A 14,658-nucleotide genomic window follows, 5' to 3' on the forward strand; every position below is an offset into this window, starting at 1 on the left:
CCTTTTTTATATAGAATCAGAAAGTTAAAGAACTTTCTTCAACTCTTCCTCAAGCTGCGGAACCGCTTCGAACAGATCCGCGACCAGGCCGTAATCAGCAACCTGGAAGATTGGCGCTTCTTCGTCCTTGTTGATCGCAACGATCACCTTGGAGTCAGACATACCCGCCAGGTGCTGGATGGCACCGGAGATACCAACAGCAATGTACAGCTGGGGTGCAACGATTTTACCGGTCTGGCCGACCTGCATGTCGTTGGGCACGAAGCCTGCGTCGACAGCGGCACGGGAGGCACCAACAGCGGCACCCATCAGATCAGCAACCTGCTCCAGCATCTTGAAGTTGTCGCCATTCTGCATGCCACGGCCACCGGAAACCACGATGCCCGCGCTTCCCAGGTCCGGACGGTCAGACTTGGCCAGCTCTTCGTTCACGAAAGTGGACAGACCAGCGTCCTTCACCACGTCCAGCTGCTCTACAGAAGCAGAGCCGCCTTCGCCAGCCACCGGATCAAAGGCGGTCGGGCGAACCGTGATCACCTTGATGCTGTCACTGGATTTCACCGTGGCAATGGCGTTACCGGCGTATATCGGGCGAACGAAGGTGTCTTCGGACTCCACACGCATGATGTCGGATACCTGGGCAACGTCCAGCAGCGCTGCAACGCGCGGCATGAAGTCTTTACCGGTGGTACCGGCAGCTGCCAGGATGTGGCCGTAACCCTTGCCTACTTCGGCAACGAGCTCACCCAGGTTTTCACCCAGGAAGTGACCGTACGCAGCGTTATCGGCAACCAGTACTTTGTTAACGCCTTCGGCCTTGGCAGCCGCTTCGCCTACAGCGCCACAGTTCTCACCGGCTACCAGTACGTCAATATCGCCACCGATGGCCTTGGCAGCAGCCACAACATTCAGGGTGGCTTGCTTCAGCTCGCTGTTGTCATGTTCCGCAATTACAAGGATGCTCATTTAGATCACCTTCGCTTCGTTCTTCAGTTTGTCGACCAGCTCAGCTACGTCAGCGACCTTCACACCTGCCTGACGGGAGGCCGGTGCCTCTACCTTCAGGGTGGACAGACGCGGAGCAAGCTCAACACCCAGATCGGCCGGGCTCATGGCATCCAGCGGCTTCTTCTTGGCCTTCATGATGTTCGGCAATGAAGCGTAGCGCGGCTCGTTCAGGCGAAGGTCGGTGGTCACAACCGCTGGAAGGTTCAGGGCCACGGTCATCAGGCCGCCGTCAACTTCGCGGGTCACATTAACCTTCTCGCCTTCAACAACCACCTCAGACGCGAACGTGCCCTGACCCATACCGGTCAGCGCGGCCAGCATCTGGCCAGTCTGGTTGTTGTCCGAATCGATGGACTGTTTGCCGAGAATGACGAGCTTGGGCTCTTCTTTCTCAACCACGCTCTTGAGCAGCTTGGCCGCTTCGAGAGACTGAACCTCTTCGTCAGTTTCGATGTGGATACCCCGGTCAGCACCCAGTGCCAGAGCGGTACGGATTTGCTCCTGGCAGGCCTTCGGGCCGATGGATACCACCACGATTTCACTGGCAACGCCCTTCTCCTTCAAACGAACCGCTTCTTCAACAGCGATTTCGCAGAATGGGTTCATTGCCATCTTGACGTTGGCGAGATCAACGCCGGTGTTGTCCGGCTTGACGCGCACCTTTACGTTGTAGTCGATTACTCGTTTTACAGCGACCAGAACCTTCATAGATTCCTCGTTCTTCTACGATGAGTTTACAATTGAGAACAGCACATACTTGCGGGACCTGCTGTCTGTCAGGGCGTCATAATACTGCAGGCAAAGGCTACCGGGGTCAATAGTCCCTAAAGACGTTGCACCGCCGCATTATTGGCCAATGAACGCCGGTTGACTCTACCTGAGCGTGAGACGATACTAAAAAACGATTCAAAAAACACGTTTTGGCCCAGCGCCACCAAACAATGCCAAAGGTAGACCCAAATTTCAAACAAACGTTTGTTTGATTGTTCAATTGCGGTATCCTTTCACCTTATAAGGCAGGTGCTTTCGCTTTGAGGGAGTCGTCTATACGAGCTTTTACCGGTATGATGACGCCCCTAAGAATTTGCCTGTTGGCATCACTATAAAACAGATGAGGAGACCAACGTGGAACGCGAATCGATGGAATTTGATGTTCTGATCGTCGGCGGTGGGCCGGCTGGCCTCTCAGCAGCCTGTCGTGTCATGCAGATGGCCCAGGAAGCCGAGCAGGAACTGACCGTCTGCGTCGTTGAGAAAGGGTCCGAGATCGGCGCCCACATCATGGCTGGCACGGTGTTTGAGCCCACGGCCCTCAACGAGCTGTTCCCGGACTGGAAAGAGAAAGGTGCACCACTGAACACGCCGGTCACCCGTGATGACATTTTCCTGCTAAAGAACCAGGAAGGCGCCACCAAGATTCCAAACGCCTTTGTGCCCAAAAACATGCACAACCACGGCAACTACATTATCAGCCTGGGCAACCTGTGCCGCTGGCTGGCCGAGCAGGCCGAAAGCCTGGGCGTTGAGGTGTACCCCGGGTTTGCCGCCGCTGAAACCATCGTTGAAGATGGTCAGGTCAAGGGCATCATCACCGGCGACATGGGCGTAGCCCGTGACGGTTCGGAAAAAGACGGCTACATGCCAGGCATGGAACTTCGCGCCAAGTACACCCTGTTTACCGAAGGCTGCCGTGGTCACCTCGGCAAGCGTCTGATCAACGATTTCAAGCTGAACGAAGGCAAGGATCCTCAGCACTACGGCATTGGCATCAAGGAGCTGTGGGACATCGACCCGGCCAAGCATGAGCCAGGCCTGGTCATCCACACCACGGGTTGGCCGCTGAACGAATCCGGTTCCACCGGTGGCTCGTTCCTGTATCACCTTGAGAACGGCCAGGTCTATGTAGGTCTGATTTCTGACCTGTCCTACAGCAACCCGCACATGAGCCCGTTCGATGAGTTCCAACGCCTGAAGCTGCATCCGGAGATCAGCAAGCATCTGGAAGGTGGCAAACGAGTGTCCTACGGTGCCCGTGCCATCACCAAGGGCGGCTTCAACTCGCTGCCGAAGATGAGTTTCCCGGGTGGCCTACTGCTGGGCTGCGACGCCGGCACGCTGAACAGCTCCAAGATCAAGGGTTCCCATACGGCCATGAAGTCAGGCCTGCTGGGCGCAGAGGCCGTGTTTGAGGCTTTGAAGGATGGCAAGAGCGGTGAGGAAATCACCAGCTTCGAAGAGCGCTTCAAAGACAGCTGGCTTTATAAAGAACTGTATGCCGAGCGCAACTTCAGCCCCGGCATGCATAAGTTCGGTAACTTCGTGGGTGGCGCAATTGCCTACTTCGAGCAAAACATTCTCCGGAGTAGCCTGCCATTTACGTTCCACGACACGACTCCGGACTATGCCACGCTAAAGCCTGCGGATCAGGCGAAGAAGATTGCCTATCCCAAGCCGGATAACAAACTGACCTTCGACAAGTTGTCCTCAGTATTCATTTCCAACACCAACCACGAGGAAGATCAGCCGGTTCACCTGAAACTGTCCAACCCCGACATCCCCATTCAGGAAAATCTGCCGAAGTACAACGAGCCTGCGCAGCGCTACTGCCCGGCCGGCGTGTACGAAGTGGTTGAGGCGGATGATGGCAGTGGCAAGAAATTCCAGATCAACGCGCAAAACTGCGTTCACTGCAAGACTTGTGACATCAAGGATCCTGCCCAGAACATTACCTGGGTGACACCGGAAGGTGGCGGTGGCCCGAACTATCCGAATATGTAAAAGGTTTTGGATAGCCAAAAAAAACGGCCCCTGATGGGGCCGTTTTTTTTATGAACAACGATAACGAGATCAGTGAGCGTGACCGTGCTCTTGCTCTTCGTCAGTTGCTTCGCGCGCTTCAACCACTTCCACATCAAAGTGCAGGGTTTCGCCTGCCAGCGGATGGTTAGCGTCGATGGTGACGGTTTCGTCGCCTACTTCCACAACACGAACTACCTGGGGACCGCCCGGAGTCTGTGCCTGGAACTGCATGCCCGGCTCGATGGTGTCGACACCTTCAAACGCAGAACGCGGGACCGGCTGGACCAGCTCTTCGTTGACTTCGCCGTAACCTTCACCTGGCTCAACAGATACTTTAACCTGATCGCCAGCGTTTTTTTCGTTCAGCGCATTTTCCAGTCCGCCGATAATGTTCTGAGCACCTTCCACATAGGACAGAGGCTCGCGACCTTCTACACGGGAGGAGTCCAGCTCTTCTCCCTGGTCGTTGGTGAGCGTGTAGTGGATGGTGACAACACGAGGTTGGGCCATGTGATCTCCTTGCGTGTCGCAATGACTGTTTGATGTAAATTTGGGCAATCGAAAGTGATCTTGAACAGCCAGACTGCACAGAGGGACTTACGACCACCGGGCCTCGTTAGAGAGCCAGGCTCGTTAACAAGTTCGAAGACACAGTTTAACAACTGTCAGACTGTGTTTTCTACCGTGAGTTAGTTGGGACGGTGACTGGTAATTCAACCGTTATCGGCAATTTTATAGAAATTTCCGCTACTCCAGACACCTATAACGCAGTCCTTGCCGGAGTTTTCTTCAGTCACCCGATCGGCCAGATCGTAATAAGCGGTCGTCAACAGCCTTGCTTCCACACCATGGCGTAAACCGACAACGGGGCGTGGCTCGTCGGTTCCCTCATAAACACCAACGTGCAGAGGGTGCTCGCCCCCGATTGACAGTGTCTCGCCTGTATTGGTTGTCACTGACAAGACCTGATCCTTCCCACTACCAGAGACTTCCAGAGAATGAGCGACAATAGCCGCGTCCTCGACGGTGATTCGCCACTTCTCAACCGGCGTAACCAAATAATGGTGTCCGTCGCTTTCACGCCGCAGAATAGTGGAGAACAGCTTAACAATGGCGTCCCGGCCGATCGGCTTGCCCTGATACAGCCACTGCCCGTCACGGGCGATTACGATATCAATGTCTCCGGAAAGCTCCGGATTCCATGTCTCGAGCGGTGGGAGACCTTTTCCGGGAGCCTGTGCACTTTCCACTTGTTGCGCAATTGTCTCTGGCTTCTGGCTCATAAAGGTTATTCCTGTGTGGATTCACAGAAACTATGGGCGCTGACGCACCGATTTTAAAGGTCTTGTGAGAGATTTCAGGGTAGGAACTGTGCCCGCAAGTCAGCGCAACCTGGACCCGCCACAGGCATTTCAAGAACCACTGCCTGGGCCGTCATAAAGGGAATGCCCTTACGATGGCCATCCACCAGGAGTGTCGAAAGGCTGCCAACAAAGGGCATATGGGAAATCAGTAATAACGGCGATGGGGCGGATTCGATCAACTCGTCCAGGCAGCGACCGGGATCATCATCCGGCGTAATATAGTCTTTTTCAGTCACCGGGCAATTAAGAATCTCCGACGCGATGGCAGCGGTTTGCCGGGCTCTGACCAACGGGCTGCACCATATAAACTCAGGGCGCCAGGGTGACTCTGCGATCTGGGCTGCCACATCCGCCACCCCATGGCGACCAAACTCTGTCAGCTCTCGTTCCCGATCCAAGGTGTGCCAACCGGCCTCACCATGGCGCATCACGATCAAGTGCACTGGCTTCCCTCCGGCTCACCAAACCTTACTGGCTTATAGTACGTGGAAGAATGAATTCCACGTCTGAATTCTGGACCGACATCATCAAACTGTTGATCACCGCACTAATGGAGGCGCCATCGTAGAGAATCTCGTAAAGACCTCGAACCAAGGGCATGTAGATGCCGATCGCCTCGGATTTTTCCTTGACCAGTTTCAGGGTATAGATGCCCTCGGCCACCTGGCCCAACTCCGCGACCGCATCATCCAGCGCCTGGCCGTTGCCAACGGCGTAACCGACACGGTAGTTCCTGCTTTTTGGAGAGGTACAGGTAACAATAAGATCCCCTACCCCAGCCAGCCCCATAAACGTCATGGGGTTGGCACCCAGGCTGACTGCAAACCGGCTCATTTCCGCCAGCCCGCGAGTAATCAACATCGCCTTGGCGTTCTCTCCCAGGTTCCGCGCTGATGCAAGTCCGGCAACGATGGCGTAAATATTCTTCAGCGCGCCCGCGAGCTCAACGCCATAAACATCCACATTGGCGTAAACCCGCAGATATTCGCAACCGAGCAGCTCCTGCACTGTGCGGCGCACGTCAGGGTCCTTGGCAGCGATAACGGTCGCCGTGAGGTCCTGGCTGACGATCTCTCCGGCCAAATTGGGGCCGCTGAGCACGCCAATGCGGCAACGCGGGATTTCTTCCTGAAGGATTTCGCTCATCAGTTTGAAACCGTGTTCTTCGATGCCCTTGGTCAGGCTGACGACGATCTGTCCCTCGCGGAACTCAGAGCTGTTTTCACGAATGACGGAGCGAAAGGCCTTGCTGGGAATGGCAACAAAAACAATTTCGGCTTTACCGACGGCCTCCGGCAGGCTGGTGGTTGGCTGAATATCACCCGTGAGGGCGACATCGGGCATATAGCGGCTATTGATGCCAGTACTGCGAATTTCATCCGCCTGGGCTTCGTCCCTCATCCAGAAATGGACGGTATGGCCATTCTCTCCCAGCACCTTGGCCATGGCGGAACCGAAACTGCCACCACCAAGAACCGCCACATCATGGCCGGTCTGGGAAGCTTCAGTGGGCCCACGGTCATTTTTCTCAGGCATAGTCGTTCCGTTATATTTTGTGGCTCAGCTGGGCTCTTCGCATTCCAGGGCGCGTACCAGGTTCTTGAATTCTTCCCGGTTCCGGCTATTCAGGCCCATTAGCACACGGTGGGCTTCCAGCACCTTATCCCTGACCTGTTGCTCGCTCGCGCGCAGTACGGGGATTTCCTCCAGTTCTTCGATTCGGGACGCAGGCTCGCGAACAATGATGAAAATCTTGTCGAAACCCATGGAGGTAATGATTCGGGTTATATCGGGGTTGGTGGATATCATCGTAGGCAGGAAATTGCTGCGTTTCTGGGCTGCCATGGCAATCTTGGCAAGCAATCCCAAAGTGGTGCTGTCAATGATCTCGGTTTCGGTAAGATCAATAACCACCGTCTTGAAATCTGGATCCTGGGTAATGGACTCGACCAGATTATCCAGCGTCGAACACAGGTTCAGCCGGATTTCTCCAATAAACTTCAGGACATAGATGCCCTGTTTTTCAGCTTGCAGGATCTTGTAACCAGCCATTGAATCCACTGCCACTATGTCGACGTCGGGCCATTGGTATCGGGATCGGTGTCCGTTACTGATACGATAGCAATATCGTCAGGTAACTCTGTGATCTCGTCGAGATTCAGAGCCTCGCCCAGGGAATCAATAGTGTGACTACCTCCCGAGACGAGTTCAAGTAATGTCTTTTCCTTTTCATCAAGGCTTTTGGCCTTAATGACCTCCAATATACCGTCTGAGAAAAGAATCAGGTGGAACGGCTTGTCCAGGGGCACTTCGTATACTTCCCATTCTGGCGTTTCGAACAGCCCCACCGGTAGGCCGCTACCTTCCAGAAACGCCGTTGTGCCGCCCTCGAAGGAAAGGATTGGCATGGGAAAATGGGCGCCAACAGAATAACGCAGACTGTTGTCGGAGGTAGATATGATGCCCACAAACACCGTTACATGCTTGCCCAACCCGGTATCGAGCAATTCGGAATTGATACGCTCAAGGAAACGGTCGGGATACAGGATGTCATCACTGGACCCGCGCCTGAGGTTACGCTGGAGGCGGTTGGTCAGATTCTTCAGCAGCACCGTTACGAAGGCGGAGCTGGCACCATGGCCAGACACATCGGCGATATAAACCAGCACCTTGTCTTCGGATATTCGAAAGTAATCCAGGAAATCCCCGCTGAGAAACAGCGAGGGCTTGATGAGGTGATTGATGGAATAACCGGAAAGCGCCTGCTCCCGGTCCGGCAGCATTCTGAGCTGGACCTTTCGGCCGGCGCGCTGATCTGCACGCAATTCCGCAATACCATCCCGCAGGTCCCGGTTTGCCTCTTCCAGTTCCTGGCGATAAAGCTGGTTGAGCCGGTTCACACGCACCCGATCAAACAGCTTGCCAATGACATCATCGAGGGCGCCACGATCATCGGAACAGGGTTTAAGCACAATATCAGCGGCACCGGCCCGCAACGCATTAACAATTTCGGGAGCGTGTGCAGTGGAATAGCAGGCAACGATTGGTGTGAAGGTCTCCGCATCTTCCAGCCTGCCAGCGAGTTCACCAATGGCGTCTGGTGACAGGTCGGCAAAGATGATGTCCGGGATATTGTCGTCGAACAGGGAACGAGCAGAAGCCAGGTCCGGATAACCGGTGACGTAGAACCCCCTGGCCTCAAGGTACCGACCCAGTTCCGAGCGGGCACGTTCATCCGAATCGATAATAAGAATGCGCTCGGTGCGCGATGTCATGGTGATTACCCTAAACTACCATCGGTAAACAGGAAATTGGGTTTCTGATACCTATTCTGGCACGCCCCTGTGATATAACAAGACATGTTTGATGTTTTTGGGAGGTTGTAATCTATGAGAAGTGCCGTCAATGACCTACTCGGGGCTTATGACAAACTGATCATGGACCCGGTCCATGGCGGAATTCCGCTTTACCGGCATGAAATCAAGGTTATCGACCACCCCCTGTTCCAGCGCCTGCGCAACATATGCCAGAACGACATTCTCAGCCTGGTGTTCCCGGGGGCAACCCATTCACGCTTCCTTCACAGTATTGGCGTGATGCACGTGGGTACACGGATGTTCCGCTCGATGATCGACGCCTATCTGCGGGAACGCCAGCTCAGCGACCAGACAGACCTGAGCTTGAGCCAACTCGATGCCATTGATTACCTGGCGAAAGCCATTCGCCTGGGCTGCTTGCTGCACGACAGCGGTCATTCCAGTTTCTCCCATCAGTTCACTCAGGCGCGTCGGATTCACGATCTTATGTCGCGGCCCGACCGGTTTGATGATCTCTGGAGTGGCGTGGACTATTCCGAGTATCACCGCGAACGCCCCGAGGAGCTGGAGCACGAACATTACTCCGTGCGAGTCGCTCACGAGGTGCTTTCGTCCATTGGCCTTGAGTCCGCAGGCCTGGACCCCAGGGATGTCATCGGCATCATGGAAACCACCGATGTCCGGCCCAGCGAGGCTTTTTGTCGTCATGCGCGTACTTTCTGGAACTTCATCGCCGGCAACGATGCGGAATCCGGGGTTCTAAGCGAAGCAGACACGCCCCGCCTGGTGATGGATCTGATGTCGTCGATTGTTTCTGGTGAAATCGATGCTGATCGGGCCGACTATATGCTTCGGGACGGTTTCCATTCCTCGGTCACCATCGGCGGCTTCAATCTCGACCATCTGTTGAGCAACCTTCGCTTCGGCTGGGACGTGCGTGAGCCCTGGCTTGGCCTGGCCATCACCCAGAAGGGCCTTGGCGCACTTGAGGACTTCGTCTACAGCCGCCACCAGATGTACCGCAAGGTGTATGCCCACAAAACAGCGCTGGGTTTTGACTGGCTGTTGCGGGAAGCCATCAACGAAGTGCTTGAGGACCCGGAGATTTTCGATTGGGTGGATACCTGCCTGAGCGATATGCGTTACTTCGCAGAACTGACCGACAGTTTTTTCTGGGAGGCTTTCCGCAAAGTGGCGCGGAGAAAGCCCGGCAGTTATTCACGCTGCATCGTGGACCGTGCCAAGCTGAACCACCTCGACACCCGAGAGGATTTGACGGCCACCGGCATCGAGGATCACAGCCGTTGGCTGGCCATGGAGCTGGACCTGGATCCGGGCGAGGTCGTGACCTGCTCCATGCGGGCGCGGTTTTCCAATATCCAGGACAATTTCAATGGCATCAAAGTACTGGTGCGTGATCCGATCAACCGTGCCCGCTCCCTGCGCAAGATTACCGATATCAGCGCCTTCTTCAGCAAATTCAGCGACGGCACCATTACGCATTTTTACGTTCGGCCAACCGTGCTGACTGGCACGTAAGTTGGGTTTAGTCCGCCAGCATATGCGCGACCAGGCCACTGGCACTGTTGAACGCGCCCTCCACACGGCCGCCGCTCAGCCAGTCCCCGGCCAGCCCGATGCGCTGGTCGCCATACCAGCGAAAACCGGGTTGCTCTGTAGGCGAGGATTTCGCATAAAGCCACCGGTGCGAAATCCAGTCGTCAGGGCAGACAGTAACACCGGTGACCTTCTTAAACGCCTCAATCATGGCAGCCGACACCTTGTCCGCCGAGGTATTCTCGTGCTCCCGGGACCATTGAGGCGTTGCATGGAGCACCCACCACTGGCCGGAGTCCTCCCTCCCCGGTTTGCTGGTGTTATTCGCAATCCAGTCGAGCACCGGGTTTTGGCAACGCATGGCGTCATAGGGCTGTTCCAGAGGCTGCCGAAAATAGACGGCGGTTGCCCAGCACGGCTGGATATGGCTGACAGGGCCCCGCATCTGGTCTGAGAGCGCTGTGAGCTTGCTATTGCTGAACAGATCCCGGGCCTGGGCCGGGGGTACTGTGACGATAACCGCGTCAAAGGGGCCGTACGACCCGCCGTCTGTATCTTTCAGCAGCCACTGTCGGTCCTGCCGAATCAAACTATCGATACGCGTTTGCGGCTGGACTTCCACTGCCGCGGAGAGCCCACGGGTGATGGCGGTCATTCGGGGAACGCCGACGTAGCGAGTCTCTTTCGGGAACGGCTCCCATTGCCCGGAGGTCGTCTGGTAACCAAATCGGCCGGGCCACGGCCTGAAACTGCCTTCGGCGTAACGGTTCAGGAGTGAGAAAAAGGCCGGGTTCCTGATCGTAAAGTATTGCGCCCCGATGTCCACGGAGCCACCCGCAACGCGCTTCGCCGCCATGCGACCACCCGGGCCGCGGCTTTTCTCGAAGACCGTCACTTCGTGGTTCTTCTCCTGGAGCAGAATCGCTGCGGTCAGGCCAGCCATTCCTGAACCAACAATGGCAACCCGGCGTATAACAGGCATCTGATCGGTTTGGTTAAACATCGTATAACGTGCATCCAAATTCGGTTGTTGGAACGTAGAACCCGTCAGGCATCTGATTGAGATCAATCAACGTCCATGCTTTATAGGTTAAACCACGAACGAAAGGGCAATCAGGGTATGACCCGAGTGCAACACTGGCTGACAAACATTCTGAGATGGTTCGATTCCGCTGCGGGTTCGGATCACCTCGACACAAGCTCGCGAGCTTTCAATTTTCTCAGGGTGGTGCCCTTTATAGCACTTCATCTTGCCTGCTTGCTGGTCATCGTCACTGGCGCAAGTACCTTTGCCGTTGTCTTTGCAATCGGATTTTTCGCCGTTCGCATGTTCGCCATAACCGGTTTCTACCATCGTTATTTCGCCCACAAAACCTTCAAGACCAGCCGCGTCACGCAATTTTTCTTCGGGGTACTGGGTGCCAGCGCAGCACAGCGAGGACCATTATGGTGGGCCGCCCATCACCGACACCACCATCAGCATTCTGACGACGAGAAGGACCTGCATTCACCGCACCAAGGCGGATTCTGGTGGTCCCACGTCGGCTGGTTTACCTGTGACGCGGGCTTCGCTATGAATGAGCGCCGGGTGAAGGACTGGATGAAATTTCCCGAACTCCGCTTTCTCAACCGCTTTGACTCACTGGTGCCAGCAGCCGCTGCGGCTGGCATTTATGCATTGGGTGAAGTGCTTTCGGCCTGGGCTCCGGGCCTGGGCACCAATGGCTTGCAATTGCTCGCCTGGGGTTTCTTTATATCTACGGTGGCGCTGTTCCACGCCACGGTATCAATCAACTCGCTGTCCCACGTGTGGGGAAAACGCCGCTTTGAAACCAGTGACGACAGCAGAAATAACGCTTGGCTCGCGCTCATTACCATGGGCGAAGGCTGGCACAACAACCACCATCGCTGGCCGCAATCCGTGCGCCAGGGATTCCGGTGGTACGAGGTGGATATGACCTGGTACGGACTATGGTTACTCGCGCGCCTTGGAGTCATATGGGACATGAACCCTATTCCAGAACACATTCAGGAAGAAACCCGCCAACTGGATTCCATGAGGAGGAAACAATCATGAGTACCGCCTCTATCATTGACATGGGCAACCAGAATTCATCCGTTCACGAAACCCTTGGGCGCTTCAAGCAACTCTTCAATAACCTCTGTGCCGGAAACATGGCGGAACTCACCAGCGTTTACGCTGAGGACGTGAGATTTTCCGACCCGTTCACCAGTGTGCGGGGCATTGATGAGCTGACGGAATATTTTTCCGGCGCCTACGCCAACGTGATTTCCTGCGGTTTCGACTTCGGCGAGCCAGTGGTCAACGGCGAGAACGTTTGCATTCCCTGGGTAATGCGTCTCCAACACAAGCGTATTCGCAAAGGCAACGCGGTTGAAGTGGAAGGCATCAGCCAGTTGGTTATTCGGGACGGTCGTGTTTTCTCCCATCGGGATTATTTCGACATCGGCCAATTGCTGTACGAAAACCTGCCGTTGATGGGTGGCGTGATTCGCTGGATAAGGACTCAGGCGGGATGAGTAAACGGCTTGGAGCAGTATCAAACATCTGGATTACCGGCGCCAGCTCAGGGATCGGCGAAGCTGTAACCCGGGCACTGGTGGACCAGGGGCACCGTTTGGTGATCACCGGTCGACGACAGGAAGCGCTGGACGGCTTGTGCGCGCTGGCGCCGGAGAGAGTCGTGGCGGCGCGGGCCGACACGACGAATCGAGAGGACCTGCAAGGCATTGCCTCTAGCCTGGAGACACATGGCGACCTCAATATGGCCATCCTCAACGCTGGCACCTGCGAATACCTGGACATCGCCAACTACGACAGCGCCGTGATCGAAAACAACATCAGCACCAACGTTGTCGGTACCGCACGCTGCCTGGATATTGCCTTGCCGGCTCTGCGGCGCGCAGTTGCAAAAGGCCAACCGGCGACGCTGGTGATTGTCAGTTCATCGGCGTGGTGGTTTCCTTTTGGCCGCGCCGAGGGATACGGAGCTTCCAAAGCGGCGCTCACCTACTTTGCCCACACGTTGAGAGCGGATCTGGCGCACGAAGGCATCGACGTGGTGGTTGTTTCACCGGGATTCGTAAAAACACCACTGACTGACCGAAACGATTTTCCGATGCCATTCCTGGTGTCTGCGGAAGATGCCGCCAATCGTATTGTGAAAGGACTGAGCAAGGGTAAGAACGAAATCGCCTTTCCGAAACGATTTACCTGGACACTAAAGGCCCTGGGCGCCCTGCCCCAGGGATTGATCGACCGAATGGCCGCCAGCATGAGCCGGCAAAGCAGGCATGAACAGGAAACCAATAGATGAGTAACGACCGTCAACGTATTGCAGTCATTGGCGCAGGGGTCTCTGGCCTGACCACGGCCTGGCTTTTATCAGAGAAGTACGATGTGGAGCTTTTCGAAGCCGACGACTACGCCGGTGGCCATACCAACACCGAAATGGTCACCGCCGGCGGCCGGGAATGGCCCGTCAATACCGGCTTTATCGTCTTCAATGACTGGACGTACCCCAATTTCATGAAACTGATGGACCGGTTGGGCGTTGCCTCGGAGGTTAGCGACATGAGCTTCAGTGTTGACTGCCATTCCTCTGGGCTACAGTACAACGGCACCAGCCTGAATACCCTGTTCGCCCAGCGCAGCAACCTGCTGAATCTGCCGTTTCTTCGCATGGTCCGGGAGATTCTGCGTTTCAACAAGGAATCCCGGGCAGACCTGGCCGCCGGGAGTATCGCAGACACCGAAACCCTGGGCGAATACCTGAACCGCAACGGCTACTCGCGCTACTTTCGTCAATATTACATCGTACCCATGGGAGCTGCGATCTGGTCGGCTCCCGAGATTGTTCTGGAACAGTTTCCGATCCGCTTCTTCCTTCAGTTCTTCAACAACCACGGCATGCTGTCGGTGGATGACCGGCCTACCTGGAGAGTCATTTCCGGCGGTTCCGCTCGCTATGTCGATGCGATGATGGAGCGTTTGGGCGACCGCACACATCTGAATAGCCCGGTCAGTTCCGTCGTTCGTGAGGCCGACCGGGTGGTGGTTACCGTAAACGAAGAACACCATTACTTTGACCAGGTGGTGTTTGCCTGCCACAGCGATCAAGCCTTGGGCATGATCGCGGATCCGTCGGCCAGGGAGCTGGACATCCTCGGCGCCATTACCTTTCAACGCAATGAAGTGGTGCTGCATACGGACAGCTCGGTGTTGCCGTCTAATCGCAGGGCGTGGGCGGCGTGGAACTATTTCATACCGCAGCACAGTACCGAGCCTGTATCCGTCACCTACAACATGAACATACTGCAGAATTTTGAGGAGGCACCGGAAACCTTCTGTGTCACCCTCAACCGCAGCCGGGATATTGACCCGGAGCGCATTATCAAACGCTTCGACTACGCGCACCCCGTGTTCACCCTGGAAGCTGTGGCCGCCCAGAAACGCTATGACGACATCGGCGGCCACAATCGCAGCCATTTTTGTGGCGCCTACTGGTTCAATGGCTTCCATGAGGACGGTGTGAGCAGTGCTATCCGTGTCACCCAGGCGCTGGGAGTGGAGCTGTAGTCATGAACGCAGC

Annotated in this window: 15 protein-coding genes; 6 read left to right on the plus strand and 9 right to left on the minus strand. The window is 55.7% G+C overall.

Going from position 1 to position 14,658, the window contains the following annotated elements:
- Window positions 1-24 precede the first annotated feature (24 nt).
- Together AC0B60_RS08025 and AC0B60_RS08030 are read right to left on the minus strand one after the other, a co-directional pair.
- On the minus strand, window positions 25-966 hold the full coding sequence (locus AC0B60_RS08025; protein WP_465085238.1) for an electron transfer flavoprotein subunit alpha/FixB family protein: 942 nt from the start codon (window positions 964-966) through the stop codon (window positions 25-27).
- Entirely contained in the window at window positions 967-1,716 is a 750-nt protein-coding gene (locus tag AC0B60_RS08030) for an electron transfer flavoprotein subunit beta/FixA family protein (protein WP_036207392.1), read from the minus strand.
- Window positions 1,717-2,133: 417 nt separating this feature from the next.
- Here AC0B60_RS08030 and AC0B60_RS08035 point away from each other — a divergent pair, with 417 nt between their 5' ends.
- Window positions 2,134-3,786, plus strand: a complete 1,653-nt coding sequence (locus tag AC0B60_RS08035) for an electron transfer flavoprotein-ubiquinone oxidoreductase (RefSeq protein WP_465085239.1) — start codon at window positions 2,134-2,136, stop codon at window positions 3,784-3,786.
- 69 nt (window positions 3,787-3,855) lie between these two features.
- Here the strand turns inward: AC0B60_RS08035 and AC0B60_RS08040 are convergent, their stop codons facing one another.
- From AC0B60_RS08040 to AC0B60_RS08065, 6 genes are all read right to left on the minus strand, one after another.
- Window positions 3,856-4,317 carry an FKBP-type peptidyl-prolyl cis-trans isomerase gene (locus AC0B60_RS08040; protein ID WP_317305795.1) on the minus strand — a complete coding sequence of 154 codons (462 nt, stop codon included), beginning with the start codon at window positions 4,315-4,317 and terminating at the stop codon, window positions 3,856-3,858.
- A gap of 203 nt (window positions 4,318-4,520) precedes the next feature.
- On the minus strand, window positions 4,521-5,090 hold the full coding sequence (locus AC0B60_RS08045) for a DUF1285 domain-containing protein (protein ID WP_465085240.1): 570 nt from the start codon (window positions 5,088-5,090) through the stop codon (window positions 4,521-4,523).
- Between the two features lie 74 nt (window positions 5,091-5,164).
- Window positions 5,165-5,614 carry a SixA phosphatase family protein gene (locus AC0B60_RS08050; protein WP_036207403.1) on the minus strand — a complete coding sequence of 150 codons (450 nt, stop codon included), beginning with the start codon at window positions 5,612-5,614 and terminating at the stop codon, window positions 5,165-5,167.
- A gap of 25 nt (window positions 5,615-5,639) precedes the next feature.
- Window positions 5,640-6,707, minus strand: a complete 1,068-nt coding sequence (locus tag AC0B60_RS08055; protein WP_465085241.1) for an NAD(P)H-dependent glycerol-3-phosphate dehydrogenase — start codon at window positions 6,705-6,707, stop codon at window positions 5,640-5,642.
- 24 nt (window positions 6,708-6,731) lie between these two features.
- Window positions 6,732-7,223: an STAS domain-containing protein gene (locus AC0B60_RS08060; RefSeq protein ID WP_465085242.1), complete on the minus strand. Its 492-nt coding sequence runs from the start codon at window positions 7,221-7,223 to the stop codon at window positions 6,732-6,734.
- Between the two features lie 14 nt (window positions 7,224-7,237).
- Window positions 7,238-8,446 carry a PP2C family protein-serine/threonine phosphatase gene (locus tag AC0B60_RS08065; protein WP_465085243.1) on the minus strand — a complete coding sequence of 403 codons (1,209 nt, stop codon included), beginning with the start codon at window positions 8,444-8,446 and terminating at the stop codon, window positions 7,238-7,240.
- Between the two features lie 114 nt (window positions 8,447-8,560).
- Here AC0B60_RS08065 and AC0B60_RS08070 point away from each other — a divergent pair, with 114 nt between their 5' ends.
- Complete coding sequence (locus AC0B60_RS08070) at window positions 8,561-10,027, plus strand: HD domain-containing protein (RefSeq protein WP_465085244.1); 1,467 nt, start codon at window positions 8,561-8,563, stop codon at window positions 10,025-10,027.
- A gap of 7 nt (window positions 10,028-10,034) precedes the next feature.
- Here the strand turns inward: AC0B60_RS08070 and AC0B60_RS08075 are convergent, their stop codons facing one another.
- The gene (locus AC0B60_RS08075) at window positions 10,035-11,048 is read right to left on the minus strand and encodes an NAD(P)/FAD-dependent oxidoreductase (RefSeq protein WP_465085245.1); all 1,014 of its coding nucleotides are present in this window, start codon (window positions 11,046-11,048) and stop codon (window positions 10,035-10,037) included.
- Between the two features lie 117 nt (window positions 11,049-11,165).
- Between AC0B60_RS08075 and AC0B60_RS08080 the strand changes: the two genes are divergently transcribed.
- Genes AC0B60_RS08080 through AC0B60_RS08095 form a run of 4 tightly spaced genes read left to right on the plus strand, consistent with a single transcriptional unit; the run spans window position 11,166 to window position 14,645 of the window.
- A complete protein-coding gene (locus AC0B60_RS08080) occupies window positions 11,166-12,122 on the plus strand; it encodes an acyl-CoA desaturase (RefSeq protein ID WP_465085246.1) in 957 nt (318 codons plus the stop codon).
- Entirely contained in the window at window positions 12,119-12,586 is a 468-nt protein-coding gene (locus AC0B60_RS08085) for a nuclear transport factor 2 family protein (protein WP_465085247.1), read from the plus strand. Before AC0B60_RS08080 ends, AC0B60_RS08085 begins: the two co-directional genes overlap by 4 nt.
- Window positions 12,583-13,383, plus strand: coding sequence for an SDR family NAD(P)-dependent oxidoreductase (locus AC0B60_RS08090; protein WP_465085248.1), 801 nt, complete (start codon window positions 12,583-12,585; stop codon window positions 13,381-13,383). The genes AC0B60_RS08085 and AC0B60_RS08090 overlap by 4 nt, the downstream gene beginning before the upstream one ends.
- Window positions 13,380-14,645, plus strand: a complete 1,266-nt coding sequence (locus AC0B60_RS08095) for an NAD(P)/FAD-dependent oxidoreductase (protein ID WP_465085249.1) — start codon at window positions 13,380-13,382, stop codon at window positions 14,643-14,645. The genes AC0B60_RS08090 and AC0B60_RS08095 overlap by 4 nt, the downstream gene beginning before the upstream one ends.
- Window positions 14,646-14,658: the final 13 nt, after the last annotated feature.

The sequence above is a fragment of the Marinobacter sp. V34 genome (genome assembly GCF_055524115.1).

Bases quoted from the DNA above. Each gene is read 5' to 3' on its own strand.
- AC0B60_RS08075 (WP_465085245.1), bottom strand. From the start codon at position 11,048: ATGTTTAACCAAACCGATCAGATGCCTGTTATACGCCGGGTTGCCATT.
- AC0B60_RS08045 (WP_465085240.1), bottom strand. From the start codon at position 5,090: ATGAGCCAGAAGCCAGAGACAATTGCGCAACAAGTGGAAAGTGCACAG.
- AC0B60_RS08070 (WP_465085244.1), top strand. From the start codon at position 8,561: ATGAGAAGTGCCGTCAATGACCTACTCGGGGCTTATGACAAACTGATC.
- AC0B60_RS08040 (WP_317305795.1), bottom strand. From the start codon at position 4,317: ATGGCCCAACCTCGTGTTGTCACCATCCACTACACGCTCACCAACGAC.
- AC0B60_RS08025 (WP_465085238.1), bottom strand. From the start codon at position 966: ATGAGCATCCTTGTAATTGCGGAACATGACAACAGCGAGCTGAAGCAA.
- AC0B60_RS08030 (WP_036207392.1), bottom strand. From the start codon at position 1,716: ATGAAGGTTCTGGTCGCTGTAAAACGAGTAATCGACTACAACGTAAAG.
- AC0B60_RS08055 (WP_465085241.1), bottom strand. From the start codon at position 6,707: ATGCCTGAGAAAAATGACCGTGGGCCCACTGAAGCTTCCCAGACCGGC.
- AC0B60_RS08060 (WP_465085242.1), bottom strand. From the start codon at position 7,223: ATGGCTGGTTACAAGATCCTGCAAGCTGAAAAACAGGGCATCTATGTC.
- AC0B60_RS08095 (WP_465085249.1), top strand. From the start codon at position 13,380: ATGAGTAACGACCGTCAACGTATTGCAGTCATTGGCGCAGGGGTCTCT.
- AC0B60_RS08065 (WP_465085243.1), bottom strand. From the start codon at position 8,446: ATGACATCGCGCACCGAGCGCATTCTTATTATCGATTCGGATGAACGT.
- AC0B60_RS08080 (WP_465085246.1), top strand. From the start codon at position 11,166: ATGACCCGAGTGCAACACTGGCTGACAAACATTCTGAGATGGTTCGAT.
- AC0B60_RS08090 (WP_465085248.1), top strand. From the start codon at position 12,583: ATGAGTAAACGGCTTGGAGCAGTATCAAACATCTGGATTACCGGCGCC.
- AC0B60_RS08085 (WP_465085247.1), top strand. From the start codon at position 12,119: ATGAGTACCGCCTCTATCATTGACATGGGCAACCAGAATTCATCCGTT.